A 19,295-nucleotide genomic window follows, 5' to 3' on the forward strand; every position below is an offset into this window, starting at 1 on the left:
CGGCACGGAGGTCTACCATGGTCGCCCGGAAGTGGTGACACGCGCTGCCGGCCATTCGCCGAAAAGGTACGCGCCATGAATCATTTGACCCTCACACCTCGACACCACGGGGTGCACCCATGAGCATCTCTCAGATCAGCCTGCCCAAGGGGGTCGGCCCCCATGCCGAAAAGTTGTTCGACGCCATCACTCAGGCCGGCACCGCTGAAGCATTGAACCGCGCGGGTGGCAAGGCCGAAGGTTTCGTCCTGGGGCTGGAAAGCACCAAGGCGATCAAGAGCCAGGTCGCCGAATCGCTGTATGTCGCCTACGACGACGCTGCCAGCCAGCGTGCGACCGAACTGGCTTAACCGCCGAAGGTAATGGTGGCAACCATCAGTTTGGCGTAGAGCGCTGTGGCACCCAATTGCACCAGCCACAGGGCCAGGCCGCCGAGGAATACACCCGCAGCGACTTGCATTACCAGGTTGTTGCCGCGTTTGGCCGGGGCGCGGGGGATGAAGTGATCCAGGTCATCCAGGTCATCGCGGTCGGCGCGCAGGTCATCGTTTTTCATGTGGGTTCTCATAGGTCATTCAGGTGTACGCAAACCTGTGGGAGCGGGCTTGCTCGCGAATGCGATCTGACTGAGACATCGGTGTTGGAGCTGCTGGCCCTTTCGCGAGCAAGCCCGCCCCACACGTTGATCTGATTCAGTCTAGGGGAATATCGATGGTCCATAAAAAACGGGAAGCCACAGGCTTCCCGTTTTTCAATTCAAGGCTGAATCAGATGACCTGGACAATAGCGTCCGTCACCACCTCGATGTTGCTCTGGTTCAGCGCGGCCACGCAGATGCGGCCGGTGTCCAGGGCGTAGATGCCGAACTCGTTGCGCAGGCGATGAACTTGCTCAACGCTCAAGCCGGAGTAGGAGAACATGCCGCACTGACGACCGACGAAGCTGAAATCGCGCTGAGGCGCTTTTTTTGCCAGCAGGTCGACCATCTGGGTGCGCATGCCACGAATGCGCAGGCGCATTTCGGCCAGTTCGGCTTCCCACTGGGCGCGCAGTTCCGGGCTGTTCAGCACGGCAGCGACAACGCTGGCACCGTGGGTCGGCGGGTTGGAGTAGTTGGTACGGATCACGCGTTTGACCTGCGACAGCACGCGCGCGCTTTCTTCTTTCGATTCGCTGACGATCGACAGGGCACCGACGCGCTCGCCATACAGCGAGAACGATTTGGAGAACGAGCTGGAAGCGAAGAAAGTCAGGCCCGACTCGGCAAACAGGCGCACGGCCGCGGCGTCTTCGTCGATGCCATCGCCGAAACCTTGATACGCCATGTCGAGGAATGGCACGTGGCCTTTGGCTTTAACGACTTCCAGGACGTTTTTCCAGTCGGCCGGGCTCAGGTCCACGCCGGTCGGGTTGTGGCAGCAGGCGTGCAGCACAATGATCGAGCCGTTTGGCAGCGCGTTCAGGTCTTCCAGCATGCCGGTACGGTTCACGTCGTGGGTCGCGGCATCGTAGTAGCGGTAGTTCTGCACCGGGAAACCGGCGGTTTCGAACAGCGCGCGGTGGTTTTCCCAGCTCGGGTCGCTGATCGCCACGACAGCGTTCGGCAGCAGTTGCTTGAGGAAGTCGGCACCGATTTTCAGAGCGCCAGTACCGCCAACGGCCTGGGTGGTGATGACGCGGCCAGCGGCGAGCAGTGGCGAATCATTGCCGAACAGCAGCTTTTGCACGGCCTGGTCGTAGGCGGCAATGCCGTCGATTGGCAGGTAGCCACGGGAAACGTGTTGAGCGGCGCGAATCGTTTCGGCTTCGACAACGGCGCGCAGGAGTGGAATTCGCCCCTCCTCGTTGCAGTAAACACCGACCCCCAGGTTGACCTTGCTGGTGCGGGTATCGGCGTTGAATGCTTCGTTGAGGCCCAGGATTGGATCGCGTGGTGCCATTTCGACAGCGGAGAACAGGCTCATTATTGCGGCGGCTCTGAATGGAGAGTGGAGGGACGTGTCGCGCTCCAGCCGAATGCACTAGAGCGGTGCACAAACGGGGAGCTAGTATAGAGGCCATCGGCGATGGCTGGCGACAGGCGATTGACCTTTTAAGGCAAGTTTTTCCGATTATTTATCGACCGTCAGTCGAATGGTCTCGGCAAAGGTTTTGCGTGATGCAGGACGTTTGCCTTGAAAGCGCTGGCAATCGGCTCCACATTGAGCACAATCCAGTTTTTTCCTCGGGCGACATCGGTCGTTTGCGGTCTTTCTCGTTCGTGCCGGTTTGACCGGCAAGAGTGATCCAGAGGTATTTCATGTCTGAATTCCAGCTAGTCACCCGTTTCGAGCCCGCCGGCGATCAGCCGGAAGCCATCCGCCTGATGGTCGAGGGCATCGAGGCCGGGCTGGCGCACCAGACGCTGCTCGGTGTGACCGGCTCGGGCAAGACCTTCAGCATCGCCAATGTGATCGCCCAGGTGCAGCGCCCGACGCTGGTGCTGGCGCCCAACAAGACCCTGGCGGCGCAGTTGTACGGCGAGTTCAAGGCGTTCTTCCCGAACAACGCGGTGGAGTATTTCGTTTCCTATTACGACTACTACCAACCCGAAGCCTACGTGCCGTCCTCGGACACCTTCATCGAGAAAGATGCCTCGATCAACGACCACATCGAGCAGATGCGGCTGTCGGCGACCAAGGCATTGCTCGAGCGCAAGGACGCGATCATCGTTACCACGGTGTCGTGCATCTACGGCCTGGGCAGCCCGGAAACCTATCTGAAGATGGTGTTGCACGTGGATCGCGGCGACAAGCTCGACCAGCGTGAGTTGCTGCGCCGCCTGGCTGACCTGCAATACACCCGCAACGACATGGAATTCGCCCGGGCGACCTTCCGCGTGCGCGGCGATGTGATCGATATCCACCCGGCGGAATCGGATTTCGAAGCAATCCGCATCGAACTGTTCGACGATGAAGTGGAAAGCCTGTCGGCCTTCGATCCATTGACCGGCGAAGTGATCCGCAAGCTGCCGCGCTTCACCTTCTACCCGAAGAGCCACTACGTCACGCCCCGGGAAACCCTGTTGGGCGCGGTCGAAGGCATCAAGGTCGAGTTGCAGGAGCGTCTGGAATACCTGCGCTCCAACAACAAGCTGGTGGAGGCTCAGCGCCTGGAGCAGCGCACCCGTTTCGATCTGGAGATGATCCTCGAACTGGGTTACTGCAACGGCATCGAAAACTACTCGCGCTATCTGTCCGGTCGCGAAGCCGGCGCGGCGCCACCGACCCTTTACGATTACCTGCCGGCCGATGCCTTGCTGGTGATCGATGAATCCCACGTCAGCGTTCCGCAGGTGGGCGCCATGTACAAGGGCGACCGCTCGCGCAAGGAAACCCTGGTCGAATACGGTTTCCGCCTGCCCTCGGCCCTGGACAACCGGCCGATGCGTTTCGATGAATGGGAAAGCATCAGCCCGCAGACGATTTTCGTTTCGGCGACGCCGGGCAACTATGAAGCCGAGCACGCCGGGCGCGTGATTGACATGGTGGTGCGCCCGACCGGGCTGGTGGACCCGCAAATCGAGATCCGCCCGGCACTGACCCAGGTCGACGACTTGCTGTCGGAAATCACCAAGCGTGTCGCTCTGGAAGAGCGGGTGCTGGTCACGACACTGACCAAGCGTATGGCCGAAGACTTGACCGACTATCTGGCCGACCACGGCGTGCGCGTGCGCTACCTGCACTCGGACATCGACACCGTGGAGCGGGTCGAAATCATCCGTGACTTGCGCCTGGGCACCTTCGATGTGCTGGTGGGCATCAACCTGTTGCGCGAAGGCCTGGACATGCCGGAAGTGTCGCTGGTGGCGATCCTCGATGCCGACAAGGAAGGCTTCCTGCGTTCCGAGCGCTCGCTGATCCAGACCATCGGCCGGGCGGCGCGTAACCTCAATGGCCGGGCGATTCTGTATGCCGACCGCATCACGGGCTCCATGGAGCGGGCGATCGGCGAAACCGAGCGTCGTCGCGACAAGCAGATTGCTTTTAACCTGGCCAATGGCATCACGCCCAAAGGCGTGTTCAAGGACGTCGCTGACATCATGGAAGGCGCCACAGTGCCCGGTTCGCGCAGCAAAAAGCGCAAGGGCATGGCCAAGGCCGCCGAAGAAAACGCCAGGTACGAAGCCGAATTGCGCTCGCCGGGCGAGATCGCCAAGCGTATCAAGGCCCTGGAAGAGAAGATGTATGCATTGGCGCGTGATCTGGAGTTTGAAGCAGCGGCGCAGATGCGCGACGAGATTGGCAAGTTGCGGGAGCGGTTGATCACTGTTTGAGATTCGCGGTGAGTGTGCGGGCCTCTTCGCGAGCAAGCCCGCTCCCACCGTTGATCGGGTTGTCCTGACGGGCGCGGTCCAATGTGGGAGCGGGCTTGCTCGCGAAGGGGCCGGTCTTTGCGCCACAATACTTAACTAGTGCGCTTCCCCAGCCTTCAACCCCGCCGGCAATTTCCGGGTCAGCAACACCGCCAGCATGCTGATCCCCAGCGCAATTCCGACAAAATGAAACGCATCGTTGTAGGCCATGATCGACGCCTGTTGATGCGCGATCTCGCTGAGTTTGCCCAGTGCCGCCGTTTCACTGCCCAGCCGGTCGGTCAGCGAGGCAATGCGCTCGGCCACCTGTGGGTTACTCGGCACGATGGATTCACGCAGGTAATCAAAATAGACCTTGGTCCGCGCATCCAGCAGCGTGGCGAGCAGGGCGATGCCGATGGCCCCGCCGAGGTTGCGCAGGATGTTGAACAGGCTCGATGCCGATCCTGCATCCTGGGGCAGGATGTAGGACGTCGCGATCAGCGAGATGGTGACCATGATCAGCGGCTGGCCCAGGGCGCGGATGATCTGGATCTGATTGAACTGCGGCCCGGCAAAGTCCGGGTTGAGCACGCCCGACGAGAAGCTCGCCAACCCGAACAGCCCGAAGCCCAATGTGCACAGCCATTTGGGCGAGACGAACTTCATCAGCTTGGGCACCAGCGGGATCAGAAACAGCTGCGGCACACCCATCCACATGATCACTTCACCGATCTGCAGTGCGTTGTAGTTCTGGATTTGCGCCAGGTACAGCGGCAGCAGGTAGATCGAGCCGTACAACCCGACCCCCATCCCGACGCTGGAAATGCTGGACAAGCCGAAGTTGCGGTTGCCGAGGATGCCGAGGTTGATCAACGGATTGGGTTTGGAAAACTGCACGATGACAAAGGTGATCAGGCTGACCAGCGCGATGCTGCCCAGGGTCACGATCAGGCTGGATTCCAGCCAGTCCTTGCGATGGCCTTCCTCCAGGAATACCTGCAGGCAACCGAGCCCGACGCCGAGGGTGAGAATGCCGGCGTAGTCGGTGCTTTTCAGCAATTCCCAGTGCGCTTCTTTCTTCTCCAGGCCGTACATCAGGCCGGCGATCATGATCAGGCCGGGCGGGATGTTGATGTAGAAGATGTACTCCCAGCCCCAGTTCTCCGTCAGCCAGCCGCCGAGGGTCGGGCCGATGGAGGGCGCGAACGTGGCGGTCATGGCGAACATGGCCATGCCTTTGGCGCGGTGGTGTTCCGGGAGCTTGATCAGGGTCAGGGTGAACGCCAGTGGAATCAGCGCACCGCCGGTAAACCCCTGCAGGGCGCGAAACACGATCATGCTCTCCAGGCTCCAGGCCATGGAGCAGAGCAGGGAGGCTGCGAGAAATCCGAGGGACACCCACACCGCCAGGCGTCGCGCCGACAGCAACTGCACGAGCCAGGCGGTGAGCGGGATCATGATGATCTCCGCCACCAGGTAGGAGGTGGAAATCCACGAGCCTTCCTCCAGGGTCGCCGACAGCGCGCCCTGGATATCCTTGAGCGAGGAATTGGTGATCTGGATGTCCAGCACCGCCATGAAGGCGCCGAGCATCACGCTCATCACCGCGATCCAGTCCCGCCGGGTCGGTTCGCCGACCGGGCGGATCAGTTGATCACCGGCCATCGTCAGGGGCGGCTTTGTGGCTCACTTTGGGGGTGGCGTCTTCAGGGGCATCCTTGATGTTCACCTTGGCGGTCACCGACATGCCCGGACGGATCTTGCCGCGCAACGGATTGTCGGCGGCGAAGGTCAGTTTTACCGGAATCCGTTGCACGACCTTGGTGAAGTTGCCCGTGGCATTGTCCGGCGGCAGCAGGCTGAACTGCGCGCCCGAGGCGGCGAACAGGCTGTCGACACGGGCTTTGATCGGCGTGTCGCTGTAGGCGTCGAAGGTCAGTTCGGCTTCCTGGCCGGGTTGCATGCGGCCGATCTGGGTTTCCTTGAAGTTGGCCTGAATCCAGATGTCTTCGTCAGGCACAATCGACAGCAAGTAAGCGCCGGCCTGCACGTATTGGCCTTCGCGGGCGGCACGCTGGCCGATCAGGCCGCTGATGGGGGCGTGGATTTCGCTGCGGGTCAGGTTCAGTTCGGCCTGGGCCAGGTCGGTTTTTGCGTTGGCGATCTGCGCATCGAGGCGTTTGATCTCGGCGGTCAGCGCGTTGACCTGCTGGCGCTGACTTTGCGCATCGGCCTGGGCCTTGGCCACTTGCGAGCGGGCAATGTGGGATTCGGCAGAGAGGGTGGTCACCCGCTCTTCGGAGACATAACCGGGTTTGCGCAAGGTCTCGGCGCGGGTCAGGTCGATCTGCGAGCGGCCCAGGCTGGCCTGGCTGGACGCGACTTGCGCTTCGCTGGCAGCAATCAGGCTGGCCTGCTGGGTCAGCTTGCTCTGGGCTTGCAGGCGCTCGGCCTGGCGGGTGGCCAGGGCGGCATTGGCGCGGTCGACAGCGAGACGGAAGTCGTCGCCTTCGAGTTTGATCAGCAACTGGCCTTTTTCGACATGCTGGTTGTCCTGCACCAGCACCTGGTCGATGCGCGCGCCCAACTGGCTCGACACACGGGTGATCTCGCCCTGGACATAAGCGTTGTCGGTGCTTTCATAAAAGCGCCCCTTGAAGAACCACTGGGCAAACAGGCCCCCGGCAATCAACAGGACCATCAGCAGGAATATAAAGAGGCGACGCTTGAGTTGGGCAGGCATGAGGCAAACTGTAGTCGAGAAATTGTAAGGGAAGTTATCAGCAGGCAAATCTGGCATACAGCCGATAAGTGGTAAATGCCGTCGGTGGATATTCGGCCATTCACCGCGTCATAGGGAGGTTACAGACGCAACCTTGGCTTAAATGCCCTGTTCGCTGGAGCCGGGCGGGTGTCGCCTGTTACCATTCGCGCCTAGTTTGAACTTCGCTTTTTTTCTTTTCGAGACATGCCATGACCACCGTCCGCACTCGCATCGCGCCATCGCCTACCGGGGATCCCCACGTAGGTACCGCCTACATCGCCTTGTTCAACTACTGCTTTGCCAAGCAGCACGGCGGTGAGTTCATCCTGCGGATCGAAGACACCGACCAATTGCGTTCGACCCGTGAGTCCGAGCAGCAGATTTTCGACGCCTTGCGCTGGCTGGGGATCGACTGGAGCGAAGGCCCGGACGTCGGCGGCCCGCACGGTCCGTATCGGCAGAGCGAGCGTGGCGATATCTATCAGAAGTATTGCCAGCAACTGGTCGACATGGGGCATGCCTTCCCGTGCTTCTGCACCGCCGAAGAGCTGGACCAGATGCGCGCCGAGCAGATGGCTCGCGGTGAAACCCCGCGTTACGACGGCCGCGCGCTGCTGCTGTCCAAGGAAGAAGTCGCCCGTCGCCTGGCCGCTGGCGAACCCCATGTGATCCGCATGAAGGTGCCGAGCGAAGGCGTCTGCGTGGTGCCGGACATGCTGCGTGGTGATGTTGAAATCCCGTGGGACCGCATGGACATGCAAGTCCTGATGAAGACCGACGGCCTGCCGACGTACTTCCTGGCCAACGTGGTCGACGATCACCTGATGGGCATCACTCATGTATTGCGCGGCGAAGAGTGGCTGCCATCGGCACCGAAGCTGATCCTGCTTTACGAGTACTTCGGCTGGGAACAACCGGAGCTGTGCTACATGCCGCTGCTGCGTAACCCGGACAAGAGCAAGCTGTCCAAGCGCAAGAACCCGACCTCGGTGACGTTCTACGAGCGCATGGGCTTCATGCCGGAAGCGATGCTCAACTACCTGGGTCGCATGGGCTGGTCGATGCCGGACGAGCGCGAGAAGTTCTCGTTGCAGGAAATGGTCGACCACTTCGATCTCAAGCGCGTGTCCCTCGGCGGGCCGATCTTCGACATCGAGAAGCTGTCCTGGCTCAACGGCCAGTGGCTGCGTGACCTGCCGGTGGAAGAGTTCGCCGCGCGCGTGCAGAAGTGGGCGTTCAACGCCGAATACATGATGAAGATCGCACCGCACGTGCAGGGCCGGGTCGAAACCTTCAGCCAGGTGGCACCGCTGGCCGGGTTCTTCTTTGCCGGTGGCGTGAATCCGGACGCCAAACTGTTCGAATCCAAGAAGCTGTCGGGTGATCAGGTCCGTCAGTTGATGCAGTTGATCCTGTGGAAGCTCGAAAGCCTGCGTCAGTGGGAGAAGGACAGCATCACCTCGACCATTCAGGCCGTAGTCGAATCCCTGGAGCTGAAGCTGCGTGATGCCATGCCGCTGATGTTTGCCGCGATCACCGGCCAGGCCAGTTCGGTGTCGGTGCTCGATGCGATGGAAATCCTCGGGCCGGACCTGACCCGATTCCGTCTGCGCCAGGCCATCGACCTGCTGGGCGGTGTGTCGAAGAAAGAAAACAAAGAGTGGGAAAAGCTGTTGGGCGCTATCGCCTAAGCGCTTTTGATTCCCTGTAGGAGCTGCCGCAGGCTGCGATCTTTTGATCTTGCTTCCAAAAGCCAACGTCAAAAGATCGCAGCCTTCGGCAGCTCCTACAGGTCTGTGTGGCGTGTAAACCTCCCGAATTTCCGGGGGGAGGGCGGTAAGTGGTTGTTATGCCGACAAAAAATTTTAAATTTTTTGAAAAATAAGTTTGACAGGCTTTCGATACGCCCTTAAGATTCGCCCCGTCCTCAGCGATGACATCAACGATGAGGGGCTATAGCTCAGCTGGGAGAGCGCTTGCATGGCATGCAAGAGGTCGACGGTTCGATCCCGTCTAGCTCCACCAATTTACACTTCAAGGTCTGGCCACGCCGGCCTTGAAGCGATCAACACTCAGCGTTGATCAGTTGTATGGAAGGGTTTGCGTCCCCTTCGTCTAGTGGCCTAGGACACCGCCCTTTCACGGCGGTAACAGGGGTTCGAGTCCCCTAGGGGACGCCAGTTTTACAGAAGCGATGTTGCAAGATGTCGCTCCGCCGCGAGGCGAAAAATCCGGGGCTATAGCTCAGCTGGGAGAGCGCCTGCATGGCATGCAGGAGGTCAGCGGTTCGATCCCGCTTAGCTCCACCAATTTTACAGTTCAAGGTCTGGCCACACCGGCCTTGAATCGATCAGCTCTCAGCACTGATCAATTGTATAGAAGGGTTTGTGTCCCCTTCGTCTAGTGGCCTAGGACACCGCCCTTTCACGGCGGTAACAGGGGTTCGAGTCCCCTAGGGGACGCCACGATTACCCGCTCTGCGGGATTTTATAAGGGTCATTCAATTATTGAATGGCCCTTTTGTTTGTCTGGCGTTTGGCCAAAATTCCTCCATTTTCAAAAAAACTGTTCTTCAGACCAGCGGTCACACCCATGACTTGCTAAAATTTATTATGAGAATAATATTTCAATCGTAATATTCGGAGGCAACGATGAACGATAAAAAAGCTCAGACCCGCGAACGCATCCTCAAGGCTGCCAGCGCAGCGCTGATTCAGCGTGGCCCGGCCGAGCCAAGCGTGGGCGAAGTGATGGGGGCGGCGGGCCTGACGGTCGGCGGCTTCTACGCACACTTCGAAAGCAAGGACGCGATGATGCTCGAGGCGTTCAAGCAATTGCTCGGTCACCGCCGCGACCTGATTGCCGACATGGACGCCGAGTTGACCGGTGAAGAGCGTCGCGCGCTGGTGGCCGCGTTCTATCTGTCGCGCAAGCACCGTGACTCCTCCGAATCGGCCTGTCCGATCCCGGCATCGGTCGGCGAACTGGGGCGGCTGCCGGAAGCGTTTCGTGTCGCCCTGAATGAACATATGGAATTGATGGTCGCGCAGTTGGCGGCCAGTCCTGAAGAAACCGAAAAAGCCCTGGCCGATTTGGCCTTGATGGTCGGTGGGCTGGCTCTGGCGCGGGCGCTGGGGCCGGGAGAGTTGTCAGATCGATTACTGCGCGCCGCCAAATCGGCAGTGCGTTGACCCTGAAGGCTGCGGCCTGAGGAGAATGCGATGAGCGCGTTAAAGTGGGTTCGTGGCGTTAATGGCACCTTGGGCTGGTTTGCCCCGAAACTGGTCGCTAGCAAAATGCGATTGGCCTTCATGACACCGCGGGACCTGCCGCCCCGTGACTGGGAGCTGCCGCTGTTGGCGCGATCCGAGCGCATTACCCTGCGGTTTGGCCTTTCGGCGCTGCGTTGGGGGCAGGGGCCGGCCGTGCTGCTGATGCACGGTTGGGAAGGTCGGCCGACGCAGTTTGCCAGCCTCATCACCGCGCTGGTCGATGCCGGTTACTCGGTCGTCGCCCTGGATGGTCCGGCCCACGGCCGCTCGCCGGGCAGCGAAGCGAATGTGGTGCTGTTCGCTCGCGCCATGCTTGAAGCCGCTTCCGAACTGCCCCCGCTGCAAGCGGTCATCGGCCACTCCATGGGCGGCGCCAGTGCCATGCTCGCGGTCCAGTTGGGTTTGCGCACCGAAACCCTGGTGAGCATTGCCGCCCCGGCGCGGATTCTCGGCGTGCTGCGTGGTTTCGCCCGTTATGTGGGGCTGCCACCGAAGGCTCGCTCGGCGTTCATTCGCCAGGTGGAAAATGATGTCGGCATGCGCGCCGCAATGCTGGATGTCGCGCACTATCAACTCGATATGCCCGGCCTGATCGTTCATGCCGAAGATGACAACTTCGTCCCGGTCAGCGAGTCGCAATTGATCCACGAAGCGTGGTTCGACAGTCGCTTGCTGCGTTTGACGGAGGGTGGTCATCAGCGTGTATTGGCCGACCCCCGAGTGATTGATGGCGTGTTATCACTGCTGGCCGGTCGCAGTCTGCAATCACGCCAATCCGCTTGAGCTTCCGTTACACTGCGCCGGTCGAAATCATCTGACCGGGAGTGGGGCATGGGCTGGGATCGGGAAACGCCATTTATCATTGATCTGCAAGTGGACGCCGAGGACATCGACGGGTTGGGACACGCGAACAACGCGGTCTACGTGACCTGGCTCGAGCGCTGCGCCTGGCGCCACTCCCAACGCCTTGGCCTGGATCTGGTCGAATACCGGCGGCTGGACCGGGCGATGGCGGTGGTGCGCCACGAGATCGATTACCTGGCAGCGGCCTACGAAGGCGATGAGCTGCAATTGGCGACCTGGATCGTCGATTGGGATCAGCGCCTGAAAATGACCCGACACTTCCAGCTGATCCGCCCCAGCGATAATGCAACGTTGCTGCGTGCGCAAACCACGTTCGTCTGCATCGAGCTGTCCACCGGCAAGCCCAAGCGCATGCCGACGGAGTTCATCGAAGGCTATGGCCTGGCGATCCAGGTGCAGGAGTTGGTGCAACCCTGATTCCCTGTGGGAGCGGGCTTGCTCGCGAATGCAGTGTGTCAGCAAATTAAATGTTGGCTGACACGACGCTTTCGCGAGCAAGCCCGCTCCCACATTGGATTTGCGATGTTCTGCAGATTTTCTCTGAAACCCAGTAAACTGCCCCACGTTTTTCCTCGAGTGTGTTTTTCATGCAAATTGCTTTGGCGCCCATGGAGGGGTTGGTCGACGACATCCTGCGCGATGTACTGACCCGCGTGGGTGGTATTGACTGGTGCGTCACCGAGTTCATTCGGGTCAACGACCAGTTGCTGACGCCTGCCTATTTCCACAAGTTCGGCCCGGAGCTGCTCAACGGTGCCCGGACCGCCTCCGGCGTGCCGCTGCGTGTGCAACTGCTCGGTTCCGATCCGGTGTGCCTGGCGGAAAATGCCGCGCTGGCGTGCGAGCTGGGTTCCGAAGTGATTGACCTGAACTTCGGCTGCCCGGCCAAGACCGTCAACAAATCCCGTGGTGGCGCGGTCCTGCTCAAGGAACCCGAGCTGCTCAACCAGATCGTCGAGCACGTCCGTCGTGCCGTCCCCGCGCACATTCCGGTCACCGCCAAGATGCGCCTGGGCTTCGACAGCCCGGACGGTTCGCTGGTGTGTGCCACGGCCCTGGCCGAAGGCGGTGCGGAACACATCGTGGTGCACGCGCGGACCAAGGTGGATGGCTACAAGCCGCCGGCGCACTGGGAGTGGATTCCACGTGTCCAGGACGTGGTCACGGTGCCGGTGTTCGCCAATGGTGATATCTGGAGCGTCGAAGACTGGCGGCGTTGCCGCGAGATCAGTGGCGTGGAAGACATCATGCTCGGTCGCGGCCTGGTCTCGCGCCCCGATCTGGCCAGGCAGATCGCCGCTGCCCGGGCCGGTGAAGAGGTCGTGGAGATGACCTGGAACGAGCTGCTGCCGCTGATCCAGGACTTCTGGCTGCAAGCCAAGGCGCAGATGACGCCACGCCAATCGCCGGGTCGCCTGAAGCAATGGCTGGCGATGCTGACCCGCAATTATCCCGAGGCGGTAGAGCTGTTCACCGTCCTGCGTCGTGAGACCGAACTGGATAACGTCTCGCGTTTGTTGGGGCTGCCGGTGGCTGAAGCCGCCTGAGGCTGTTTTAAAAAAAAGCAGAAAATAGGCTCTTGAAATGCAATCAGCGGTCCCTATCTAAGGGTTACGCGATGCCGAATTCGGGTCGCGGAGACAAAAAACCTTGCTGATTGTTTTCAGGAGATTTGAATCATGGCTACTACATTTTCCCTGGCCCCACTGTTTCGGTCCTCGGTAGGTTTCGACCGTTTCAACGACTTGTTCGAGACCGCCCTGCGCAACGAACCAGGCAGCAGCTATCCACCCTATAACGTGGAAAAACATGGCGACGACCAGTACCGTATTGTCATCGCAGCGGCTGGTTTCCAGGAAGAAGACCTGGAGCTCGAAGTCGAGAAGGGTGTGCTGACCATCAGTGGCGGTAAGCGCGACGCAAACGAAGACGTCACTTATCTGTATCAGGGCATTGCCCAGCGTGCGTTCAAGCTGTCCTTCCGTCTGGCGGATCACATCGAGATCAAGGCGGCCGGCCTGAGCAACGGTCTGTTGAGCATCGACCTGCTGCGGGTGATTCCGGAAGAGGCGAAAGCCAAGCGCATCCCGATCAACGGGGCACAAAAACCGGCTCTGCAACACTGAGTCGAGCTTGATGCCGGGTGTCGTGATTGATCAAACAGCCGGCTAGAACAAAAAGACCCCGACTTGTCGGGGTCTTTTTTTGCGTTCAAGTCCAGCCGTAGCGCACCAGATGAAAGAAGATCGGCGCCGCAAAACAGACCGAGTCCAGTCGGTCGAGCATGCCTCCATGGCCTTCGATCATGTGCCCCCAGTCCTTTACGCCACGGTCGCGCTTGATCGCCGACATCACGATGCCACCGGCGAACCCCAGCAAGTTGATCAGTAAGGCGATGAACAGTGACTGCCAGGCGGTGAACGGTGTGATCCACCACAAGGCGCAGCCGATCAGCGAGGCCAGCAAAATGCCGCCGACAAAGCCTTCCACAGTTTTGGAGGGCGACAGTTTCGGCGCGATCTTGCGTTTGCCGAACAACTTGCCGCACACGTATTGCAGCACATCCGACATCTGCACCACGATCACCAGATAGGCGATCAACAGCAGGTTTCGACCTTCATAGCCAGCGATGTCCAGCGTCAGCAGGGCGGGCACGTGGGACACGCAGAACACCGCGATCATCAGGCCCCACTGAACCTTCGAGGCGCGCTCGAGAAAGTGTGTGCTGTCGCCGCCCAGGGACGCCAGGATTGGCAGCAGCAAAAACACGTAGACCGGGATGAAGATCGAAAACAGCCCGTACCAATCGTAGTAAATCAACAGGTATTGCAGCGGCAGTGCCAGGTAGAAAGCCGCGACCAGGGCCGGGTAGTCGCTGCGGCGGGTTGGCATGAGGGTCATGAATTCGCGCAGGGCGTAGAACGATACCGTGTAGAACAGCAGGATCACTGCAGTGGTACCGAGCCAGAAGGCCGCCCCGATCACCAGCACCATCACCCACCAGGCATTTATCCGGGCGTTGAGGTTGTCGATCACCGGGTTGGCGGTGCCTTGGGTGCGTCGTTTGAGTACGAAACCGATGAGCGAGGCCAGCAGTAGAAATGCACCGATGCCGGCAAATAACATCAATGTCTGTCTGTCCATGTCAGGCATGCTCCCCGGCCAGATCCAGCAGCGCTACGCGACTGCGCTCGAGAAACTGCGCCTTGCTTTCCTCTTCGTCCAGGGCCAGCGCGGCGCCAAAGCTGATGGTGCATAAAAGCGGTAGCGGCAGCACGCGTCCCTTGGGCATGACCCGGTTGAGGTTGGCGATCCACACCGGTATCAATTGCGCGTCGGGGTACTGTTTAGCCAGGTGATACAGCCCGCTTTTGAACGGCAGCAGGCCGTCTTCGGGGTTGCGTGTACCTTCGGGGAAGATGATCAGCGAATCGCCGTTCGCCAGGGCATCGAGCATCGGCTGCAACGGATTCTCGGTATTGTCCTTGCGCTCCCGGTCAATCAGCACGCCATTGAATACCTGTTTGATGATGTACCGACGTAGTGGGCTTTTGAGCCAGTAATCGGCGCCAGCGACCGGTCGGGTGATATCGCGCAAGGTCGGCGGCAACGACGCCCACAGCAGCACGAAATCGCCGTGGCTGCTGTGGTTGGCGAAATAGATGCGCTGCACTGCTTGCGGTGCGCAACCGAGCCATAGGCTACGGGCGCCAGTGAGTAGACGCGCGGCAGAGGTGATGAGTGTGGCAACCACGGGTTCCAGCATGAGAACTCCTTATCCCGCTACGGCCAGCCAAGGGGCGGCCAAGATGAAAACCAGGGTCAACAGAACTTGTGCCGCCACCAGCAATGCCTGGCGACGCAACAGCTTCAGGGCGCCGGCAATGCGTTGGTCCCAGGTACGGCCGGCGCGTTCGGCGGGCTGTAGATTCAGCGCTGCCAGGGCTTGATCCAGGGCCTGGGTGCGCTCGCCGAGATCTGCAGCGCTCTCGGCAAGGCGCTGGAACAGATCGGCATCGAAAGCGACCCGCGTTGCCCAGTATTTCTGCCACAGACCGAGCACCAGCAGCCCGCTGCTTAAGGTCTCGCCCCAGAACCCCGGGCTGGTCAGGACGTACTGACTGAGGCCGAGCAAAGCGCCCAACAGGGTGAACCCGGTGGACAGCCGATCCAGTGAGTCACCACGACGCAACAGACTGGCTGTCACCTGCAGTTGCATATCAATGGACAATGCTGCTCTCCATGCGGGTCGCTACCTGCTGCAGGGCTTTTCGGTGAATTGGACCCAACACTATTCCCGGGCGTGCGCGCTGGATCAGGTGGATAGCATCATCGACGCTCGTGGCCCGCCCGGTCTGCAGCAGCCAGGCGGCCACCGCCGTGGCGCTGCGCGAATAGCCCAGGGCGCAGCAGACCAGCAACGGTCCTTGCTGACGCAGGCTTTCGATGGCCTGCGCCGCCTCCTGGCATTGCGCGGCGTTGGGGGCGGTCAGGTCCAATACAGGCAGCGATCGGTAAGCGACGGAGCCCGGGTTCAGCGAGAGTTCGGCACACAGGTCGAACACGGCAGTAAAGGCACGGTCCTCGAGTTCCTGGCGAGTCGGTATGCGCCCGAGCCAGACGTTGTCGAGTACCCGATCGGGATCTGGATCCTTGCGGGTCCACAGGCGCGAATTGAGCCAGGCGGCGGCCAGATAGGGGGCCAGGAGCCAGCGGGCGGCGGCTGACAGGCGTCCATTGGCGCGTTTCTGAAAGCCGCCAGCGTCCAGCACGGCGTAATTGAACGCCACCAGCAGCAGTGCCAGCGCCGGCCAGAGTAACCACAGCCAGACTCCCCCCAACGCCAAAGCCGGAACAGTGAACGCTGCCACCCCCAGCAGGTAATACAGCGCCAGTTTCCAGCGTTTCCCCCGAGGTGCCAGGCGCACGGTTTGCAGGACGGAGGGGCCCTCCAGCGGCCATAGCCATACACACAGCCAACCGAGCATCGCTCCGGTGGGTAGATCGATGAAGTGGTGCTGGTAAGTGGTCAGGACCGAGATCCCGATCAGGGCGAACCAGCCATGCATCACCGTGCGCCAGATGCCCTGTAAATGCCGCTGATAGCAGGCCCAGAGGATCACCAGCAAGGCGATGTGCAGCGATGGTGCCTGGTTGAACGGCTTGTCAAAGCCGGCGAGGACGTCGAACATCCAGCCAAATACGCCATCCAGTTCCGGTCGGACAAAGGTGAAGCGCAGCGGCCAGATCAGGAAACAACTGACGGCAATCACCTGCGCGGTCAGCAGGCGCAAGGCATGGCGTTTCAGTTCCTCGCGGCTGCGTGGCAGCAGCAGGGACAAACCGTACAGCAGGTCGATGGACCAGTAAGGGACAATGGTCCAGGCCCAGAATGGCATGTGGTTTTCCCACTCGAACACCAGGCTGCCGACATCGCCGCGCTGGGTCGTGACCCAAGTGGCGAAACCGTAGGTGCCGAAAAACATCGGCGCCAGCAGCAATAGCCAGAGCACCGCCGATTTGAGCAAGCCAGGCTCGCGTACCGCCGTTGCCGTGAGCTGCATCACGGCACCCGTTGCGCGAGGGCCACGCTGAAAATGCCCCACTCGTCAACGCGCAGGTCGATTCTGCGAAAGCCGGCGGCCTCCACCAGTTGGTCCATTTCCGCCTGAGTGCGGCGGCGCATGACCCAGGCCTGACCTTCACGGTGGCTGGTCAGAGCGCGGGCGATCAGTTCCAGCTGCGGGTGCCAGGGTTGACCGGTATAGACCAGATAGCCACCGGGCTCGACGGCTTCGGCCAGCCCGGCGAGGGACGCGCTGACCATTTGATTGTCGGCGAACAACTCGTACAAACCGGATACCACCGCCAGGGTCGGCTTGGGGGCCAGTGCGGCCAGATCGGCGCGGTCGAAGGCATCGCCCTTGACGAATCGAGCGATCCCCTCCAGGCCTTTTTCGCGGATCAGCGCACTGCCGTCGCGCACATTGATGTCGCTGTAGTCGCGCAACAGAATCGACTCGGGCAGCGGGCTGACGCCCTGCAAGGCTTCGAGAATGTAGCGCCCGTGTCCGGCGGCGATGTCGACGATGCGCACTTCGTGTCCTTGGGCGCGCAATTGCTGCATCGCCAGGCGCAGCAGTTCCTCGGCGTGCAGTTTGCGTTGGCGAATGCCGCGCCAGCCGATGGAGTCCAGGTAATTGCGGTCGATCATGCGACCGAGACCGGATGTACCGGTGGGTGTGTTGCGGTAGACGTAGTCCAGGGTGCTGCCTGAGTCGAACCCTGTGTCGAATCCCAGCTTGATCCCCGACGATAGCTGGCTGCCCAGGCGCAGGCTGGCGCGGGTCGCGCGCCAATACAGATCGCGCAAGGAGTTGTGTGGCAGCGGTGCGGCCAGCGATTCGGACTCGGCGCAGGTCAGGCCCAGGCGATCGGCGGCCAACAGGGAAGGGCGGGCGCTCGGTTGGTCGAAGTTCTGCAGGATGAAGCGGCGTGCACTGGCGACGGCCGGGCTGCGATTCTTTTCGCCCAGGGTGTCGTGGAAGAACCCCGGCAGCACGTGTTTTTCCTTGTGCAGGCTGCCCAGGCGATCGAAGAACTGTTCCTGAGGTTGGCGATGCACGACGAAATCGGCACCGGAGATCAACAACTGGGTGGGGATCTGAATGGCCTGGGCATCGGCCACGACACGTTCGGCGGCTTCGTAGAGGCCGAGCAAGACGTTGACCGAAATGGCCTTGGTGATCAGCGGGTCGTTGTCGTAGCTGGCGACGCGTTGCGGATCATGACTGAGAAAGCGCGCCTTGACGTAGCTGTTGACGAAAAAGTTGCCGCGCCACTTGCGCAGCAGTGCCAACCCTTGGCGGGCGAAGGGCACATAGAGCTTGACCTTGAACGCCGGCGACGCCAGCACCAGCGAGCTTACGCGTGGCGCGTAATCGTGGGCCCAGGTGGCGACGATCACTGCGCCGACGCTCTGGGCGATCACCGCGAGATTTTCCTCGTCAATCCGGTAAGTCGCCTTCAGGTGCTCGCAGAAGGTCTGCACGTCGCGCACGCTGGTGGCAAAGCCCGGGCTGTCGCCGCGGGCGCCCGGCGAGAGGCCATGACCCCGGGCATCCCAGGCAAAGAAGTCGTAGTCGGGCAGGTCCAGTTCATCCACCAGGTGGGCAATGCGCCCCGAGTGCTCATGGCCGCGATGAAACAACAGCACGGCCTTGCGCGCCACGGCCGGGGCAGGGGTGCCAGGCCAGTATCGGTAAAACAGTTCCACGCCGTCATGGGTGGTGAATGTCTGCTCGCGAGCTTCGCGCATTGCCAATTCCTTAGGCTGAAGAGCCGTCTTGTTGTACTTCCCTGAGGCCCTGGCGGACCCGATTGATCAGTGTGCAGAGCAGCAGCACCGCGATGGTCGCGAACACCCCATTGATCCACGGGGCGTTGATCCAACCCAAGGCGATACCGGCGGCCACGACCCCCAGCACGAAAGCCCGGTCACTCTTGCCCATGGGCCCGTCGTAACGCCGCGAGGCGCCGATCATCGGCCCCAGCACGCCGCTGTACTCGCTGAACAAGGCGAACAGGGTCACCAGCAGCACCAGCCACAGGCTGACGTCCGGCAACAGGGCAAAAGGCAGGATCAGGGCGCAGTCGGCGGCGATATCGCACAGCTCATTGAGGTAGGCGCCCAGGCGCGACTGTTGGCCGAATTCCCGAGCCAGCATGCCGTCGATGGCATTGAGCGCCATGCGCACGATCATCCATACCGGCACCAGCGCGAACACCCACGGGTGATGCACGAAACCGGCGATCACCGCGCCCACCAGCACCGAGCCGATGCCGGCCAGCACAGTGATCTGATTGGCCGTGGTGCCGTTGTCGAACAAGCGTCGGACCAAGGGACGCAGGAGGTTTTGGAATGCGGGTTTGATCTGGTAGATGCTGGGCACGTCGATAGGGTCTCAGCCGGAGGAGTATGTGGAGCGAGCGTCGATCGATACGATTTTTCAGTGTAGATGGGTTCTTGCGGCGCGCGTCCAGTTGCCCGTCCGTGATG

The 19,295-nt window shown here is 61.0% G+C and carries 18 protein-coding genes and 4 tRNA genes; 12 read left to right on the forward strand and 10 right to left on the reverse strand.

Annotated elements, in window-relative coordinates:
- Positions 1-119 precede the first annotated feature (119 nt).
- Positions 120-350 (forward strand): hypothetical protein, encoded by a 231-nt coding sequence (locus BSF40_RS11970; RefSeq protein WP_007978659.1) that lies wholly within the window; start codon positions 120-122, stop codon positions 348-350.
- Here the strand turns inward: BSF40_RS11970 and BSF40_RS11975 are convergent.
- Together BSF40_RS11975 and BSF40_RS11980 are read right to left on the reverse strand one after the other, a co-directional pair.
- Positions 347-556: a hypothetical protein gene (locus tag BSF40_RS11975; protein WP_007986927.1), complete on the reverse strand. Its 210-nt coding sequence runs from the start codon at positions 554-556 to the stop codon at positions 347-349. The two genes, BSF40_RS11970 and BSF40_RS11975, sit on opposite strands and share 4 nt — an antisense overlap.
- 211 nt (positions 557-767) lie before the next feature.
- A complete protein-coding gene (locus tag BSF40_RS11980) occupies positions 768-1,964 on the reverse strand; it encodes an amino acid aminotransferase (RefSeq protein WP_015095910.1) in 1,197 nt (398 codons plus the stop codon).
- Positions 1,965-2,299: 335 nt separating this feature from the next.
- On the opposite strand from BSF40_RS11980, the gene uvrB reads away from it, so the two are divergent.
- A complete protein-coding gene (gene uvrB, locus BSF40_RS11985) occupies positions 2,300-4,315 on the forward strand; it encodes an excinuclease ABC subunit UvrB (RefSeq protein WP_095965279.1) in 2,016 nt (671 codons plus the stop codon).
- A 135-nt stretch (positions 4,316-4,450) separates the two neighbouring features.
- Here the strand turns inward: uvrB and BSF40_RS11990 are convergent, their stop codons facing one another.
- Entirely contained in the window at positions 4,451-5,941 is a 1,491-nt protein-coding gene (locus BSF40_RS11990) for an MDR family MFS transporter (protein WP_172435702.1), read from the reverse strand.
- Positions 5,942-5,990: 49 nt separating this feature from the next.
- Complete coding sequence (locus tag BSF40_RS11995; RefSeq protein WP_095965280.1) at positions 5,991-7,079, reverse strand: HlyD family secretion protein; 1,089 nt, start codon at positions 7,077-7,079, stop codon at positions 5,991-5,993.
- A gap of 230 nt (positions 7,080-7,309) precedes the next feature.
- Here BSF40_RS11995 and gltX point away from each other — a divergent pair, with 230 nt between their 5' ends.
- From gltX to BSF40_RS12045, 10 genes are all read left to right on the forward strand, one after another.
- The gene (gene gltX / locus BSF40_RS12000; protein ID WP_095965281.1) at positions 7,310-8,791 is read left to right on the forward strand and encodes a glutamate--tRNA ligase; all 1,482 of its coding nucleotides are present in this window, start codon (positions 7,310-7,312) and stop codon (positions 8,789-8,791) included.
- Positions 8,792-9,049: 258 nt separating this feature from the next.
- Positions 9,050-9,125: transfer RNA gene (locus BSF40_RS12005), tRNA-Ala, on the forward strand.
- 79 nt (positions 9,126-9,204) lie between these two features.
- Positions 9,205-9,280 (forward strand) — tRNA-Glu (locus BSF40_RS12010).
- 53 nt (positions 9,281-9,333) lie between these two features.
- Positions 9,334-9,409, forward strand: a tRNA-Ala gene (locus BSF40_RS12015).
- Between the two features lie 80 nt (positions 9,410-9,489).
- Positions 9,490-9,565, forward strand: a tRNA-Glu gene (locus tag BSF40_RS12020).
- A gap of 186 nt (positions 9,566-9,751) precedes the next feature.
- A complete protein-coding gene (locus tag BSF40_RS12025; RefSeq protein ID WP_095965282.1) occupies positions 9,752-10,291 on the forward strand; it encodes a TetR/AcrR family transcriptional regulator in 540 nt (179 codons plus the stop codon).
- Between the two features lie 30 nt (positions 10,292-10,321).
- Positions 10,322-11,155, forward strand: coding sequence for an alpha/beta fold hydrolase (locus tag BSF40_RS12030; protein ID WP_095965283.1), 834 nt, complete (start codon positions 10,322-10,324; stop codon positions 11,153-11,155).
- Positions 11,156-11,203: 48 nt separating this feature from the next.
- On the forward strand, positions 11,204-11,653 hold the full coding sequence (locus BSF40_RS12035) for a thioesterase family protein (protein ID WP_095965284.1): 450 nt from the start codon (positions 11,204-11,206) through the stop codon (positions 11,651-11,653).
- A gap of 170 nt (positions 11,654-11,823) precedes the next feature.
- Positions 11,824-12,783, forward strand: a complete 960-nt coding sequence (locus BSF40_RS12040; protein ID WP_095965285.1) for a tRNA-dihydrouridine synthase — start codon at positions 11,824-11,826, stop codon at positions 12,781-12,783.
- A gap of 132 nt (positions 12,784-12,915) precedes the next feature.
- Positions 12,916-13,362: an Hsp20 family protein gene (locus tag BSF40_RS12045; RefSeq protein ID WP_095965286.1), complete on the forward strand. Its 447-nt coding sequence runs from the start codon at positions 12,916-12,918 to the stop codon at positions 13,360-13,362.
- Positions 13,363-13,447: 85 nt separating this feature from the next.
- Here BSF40_RS12045 and BSF40_RS12050 read toward each other — a convergent pair whose 3' ends face one another.
- From BSF40_RS12050 to BSF40_RS12075, 6 genes are read right to left on the reverse strand one after another with little or no spacing between them, the layout of a single operon-like run.
- A complete protein-coding gene (locus BSF40_RS12050; RefSeq protein WP_095965287.1) occupies positions 13,448-14,380 on the reverse strand; it encodes a phosphatidate cytidylyltransferase in 933 nt (310 codons plus the stop codon).
- A 1-nt stretch (position 14,381) separates the two neighbouring features.
- Positions 14,382-15,002, reverse strand: a complete 621-nt coding sequence (locus tag BSF40_RS12055; protein WP_095965288.1) for a 1-acyl-sn-glycerol-3-phosphate acyltransferase — start codon at positions 15,000-15,002, stop codon at positions 14,382-14,384.
- A gap of 9 nt (positions 15,003-15,011) precedes the next feature.
- Positions 15,012-15,467 carry a hypothetical protein gene (locus tag BSF40_RS12060; protein WP_095965289.1) on the reverse strand — a complete coding sequence of 152 codons (456 nt, stop codon included), beginning with the start codon at positions 15,465-15,467 and terminating at the stop codon, positions 15,012-15,014.
- Complete coding sequence (locus tag BSF40_RS12065; RefSeq protein WP_095965290.1) at positions 15,457-16,800, reverse strand: phosphatase PAP2/dual specificity phosphatase family protein; 1,344 nt, start codon at positions 16,798-16,800, stop codon at positions 15,457-15,459. Before BSF40_RS12065 ends, BSF40_RS12060 begins: the two co-directional genes overlap by 11 nt.
- Complete coding sequence (locus BSF40_RS12070; protein ID WP_095965291.1) at positions 16,800-18,554, reverse strand: bifunctional alpha/beta hydrolase/class I SAM-dependent methyltransferase; 1,755 nt, start codon at positions 18,552-18,554, stop codon at positions 16,800-16,802. The genes BSF40_RS12065 and BSF40_RS12070 overlap by 1 nt, the downstream gene beginning before the upstream one ends.
- 10 nt (positions 18,555-18,564) lie before the next feature.
- Positions 18,565-19,188 carry a CDP-alcohol phosphatidyltransferase family protein gene (locus tag BSF40_RS12075; RefSeq protein ID WP_095965292.1) on the reverse strand — a complete coding sequence of 208 codons (624 nt, stop codon included), beginning with the start codon at positions 19,186-19,188 and terminating at the stop codon, positions 18,565-18,567.
- Between the last annotated feature and the right edge of the window lie 107 nt (positions 19,189-19,295).

The sequence above is a fragment of the Pseudomonas sp. ACN5 genome, assembly GCF_002303975.1.
Lineage (GTDB): Bacteria > Pseudomonadota > Gammaproteobacteria > Pseudomonadales > Pseudomonadaceae > Aquipseudomonas > Aquipseudomonas laurylsulfatiphila.

Bases quoted from the DNA above. Each gene is read 5' to 3' on its own strand.
- BSF40_RS11970 (WP_007978659.1), top strand. From the start codon at position 120: ATGAGCATCTCTCAGATCAGCCTGCCCAAGGGGGTCGGCCCCCATGCC.
- BSF40_RS11975 (WP_007986927.1), bottom strand. From the start codon at position 556: ATGAAAAACGATGACCTGCGCGCCGACCGCGATGACCTGGATGACCTG.
- BSF40_RS11980 (WP_015095910.1), bottom strand. From the start codon at position 1,964: ATGAGCCTGTTCTCCGCTGTCGAAATGGCACCACGCGATCCAATCCTG.
- uvrB (WP_095965279.1), top strand. From the start codon at position 2,300: ATGTCTGAATTCCAGCTAGTCACCCGTTTCGAGCCCGCCGGCGATCAG.
- BSF40_RS11995 (WP_095965280.1), bottom strand. From the start codon at position 7,079: ATGCCTGCCCAACTCAAGCGTCGCCTCTTTATATTCCTGCTGATGGTC.
- gltX (WP_095965281.1), top strand. From the start codon at position 7,310: ATGACCACCGTCCGCACTCGCATCGCGCCATCGCCTACCGGGGATCCC.
- BSF40_RS12025 (WP_095965282.1), top strand. From the start codon at position 9,752: ATGAACGATAAAAAAGCTCAGACCCGCGAACGCATCCTCAAGGCTGCC.
- BSF40_RS12030 (WP_095965283.1), top strand. From the start codon at position 10,322: ATGAGCGCGTTAAAGTGGGTTCGTGGCGTTAATGGCACCTTGGGCTGG.
- BSF40_RS12035 (WP_095965284.1), top strand. From the start codon at position 11,204: ATGGGCTGGGATCGGGAAACGCCATTTATCATTGATCTGCAAGTGGAC.
- BSF40_RS12040 (WP_095965285.1), top strand. From the start codon at position 11,824: ATGCAAATTGCTTTGGCGCCCATGGAGGGGTTGGTCGACGACATCCTG.
- BSF40_RS12045 (WP_095965286.1), top strand. From the start codon at position 12,916: ATGGCTACTACATTTTCCCTGGCCCCACTGTTTCGGTCCTCGGTAGGT.
- BSF40_RS12050 (WP_095965287.1), bottom strand. From the start codon at position 14,380: ATGGACAGACAGACATTGATGTTATTTGCCGGCATCGGTGCATTTCTA.
- BSF40_RS12055 (WP_095965288.1), bottom strand. From the start codon at position 15,002: ATGCTGGAACCCGTGGTTGCCACACTCATCACCTCTGCCGCGCGTCTA.
- BSF40_RS12065 (WP_095965290.1), bottom strand. From the start codon at position 16,800: ATGCAGCTCACGGCAACGGCGGTACGCGAGCCTGGCTTGCTCAAATCG.
- BSF40_RS12070 (WP_095965291.1), bottom strand. From the start codon at position 18,554: ATGCGCGAAGCTCGCGAGCAGACATTCACCACCCATGACGGCGTGGAA.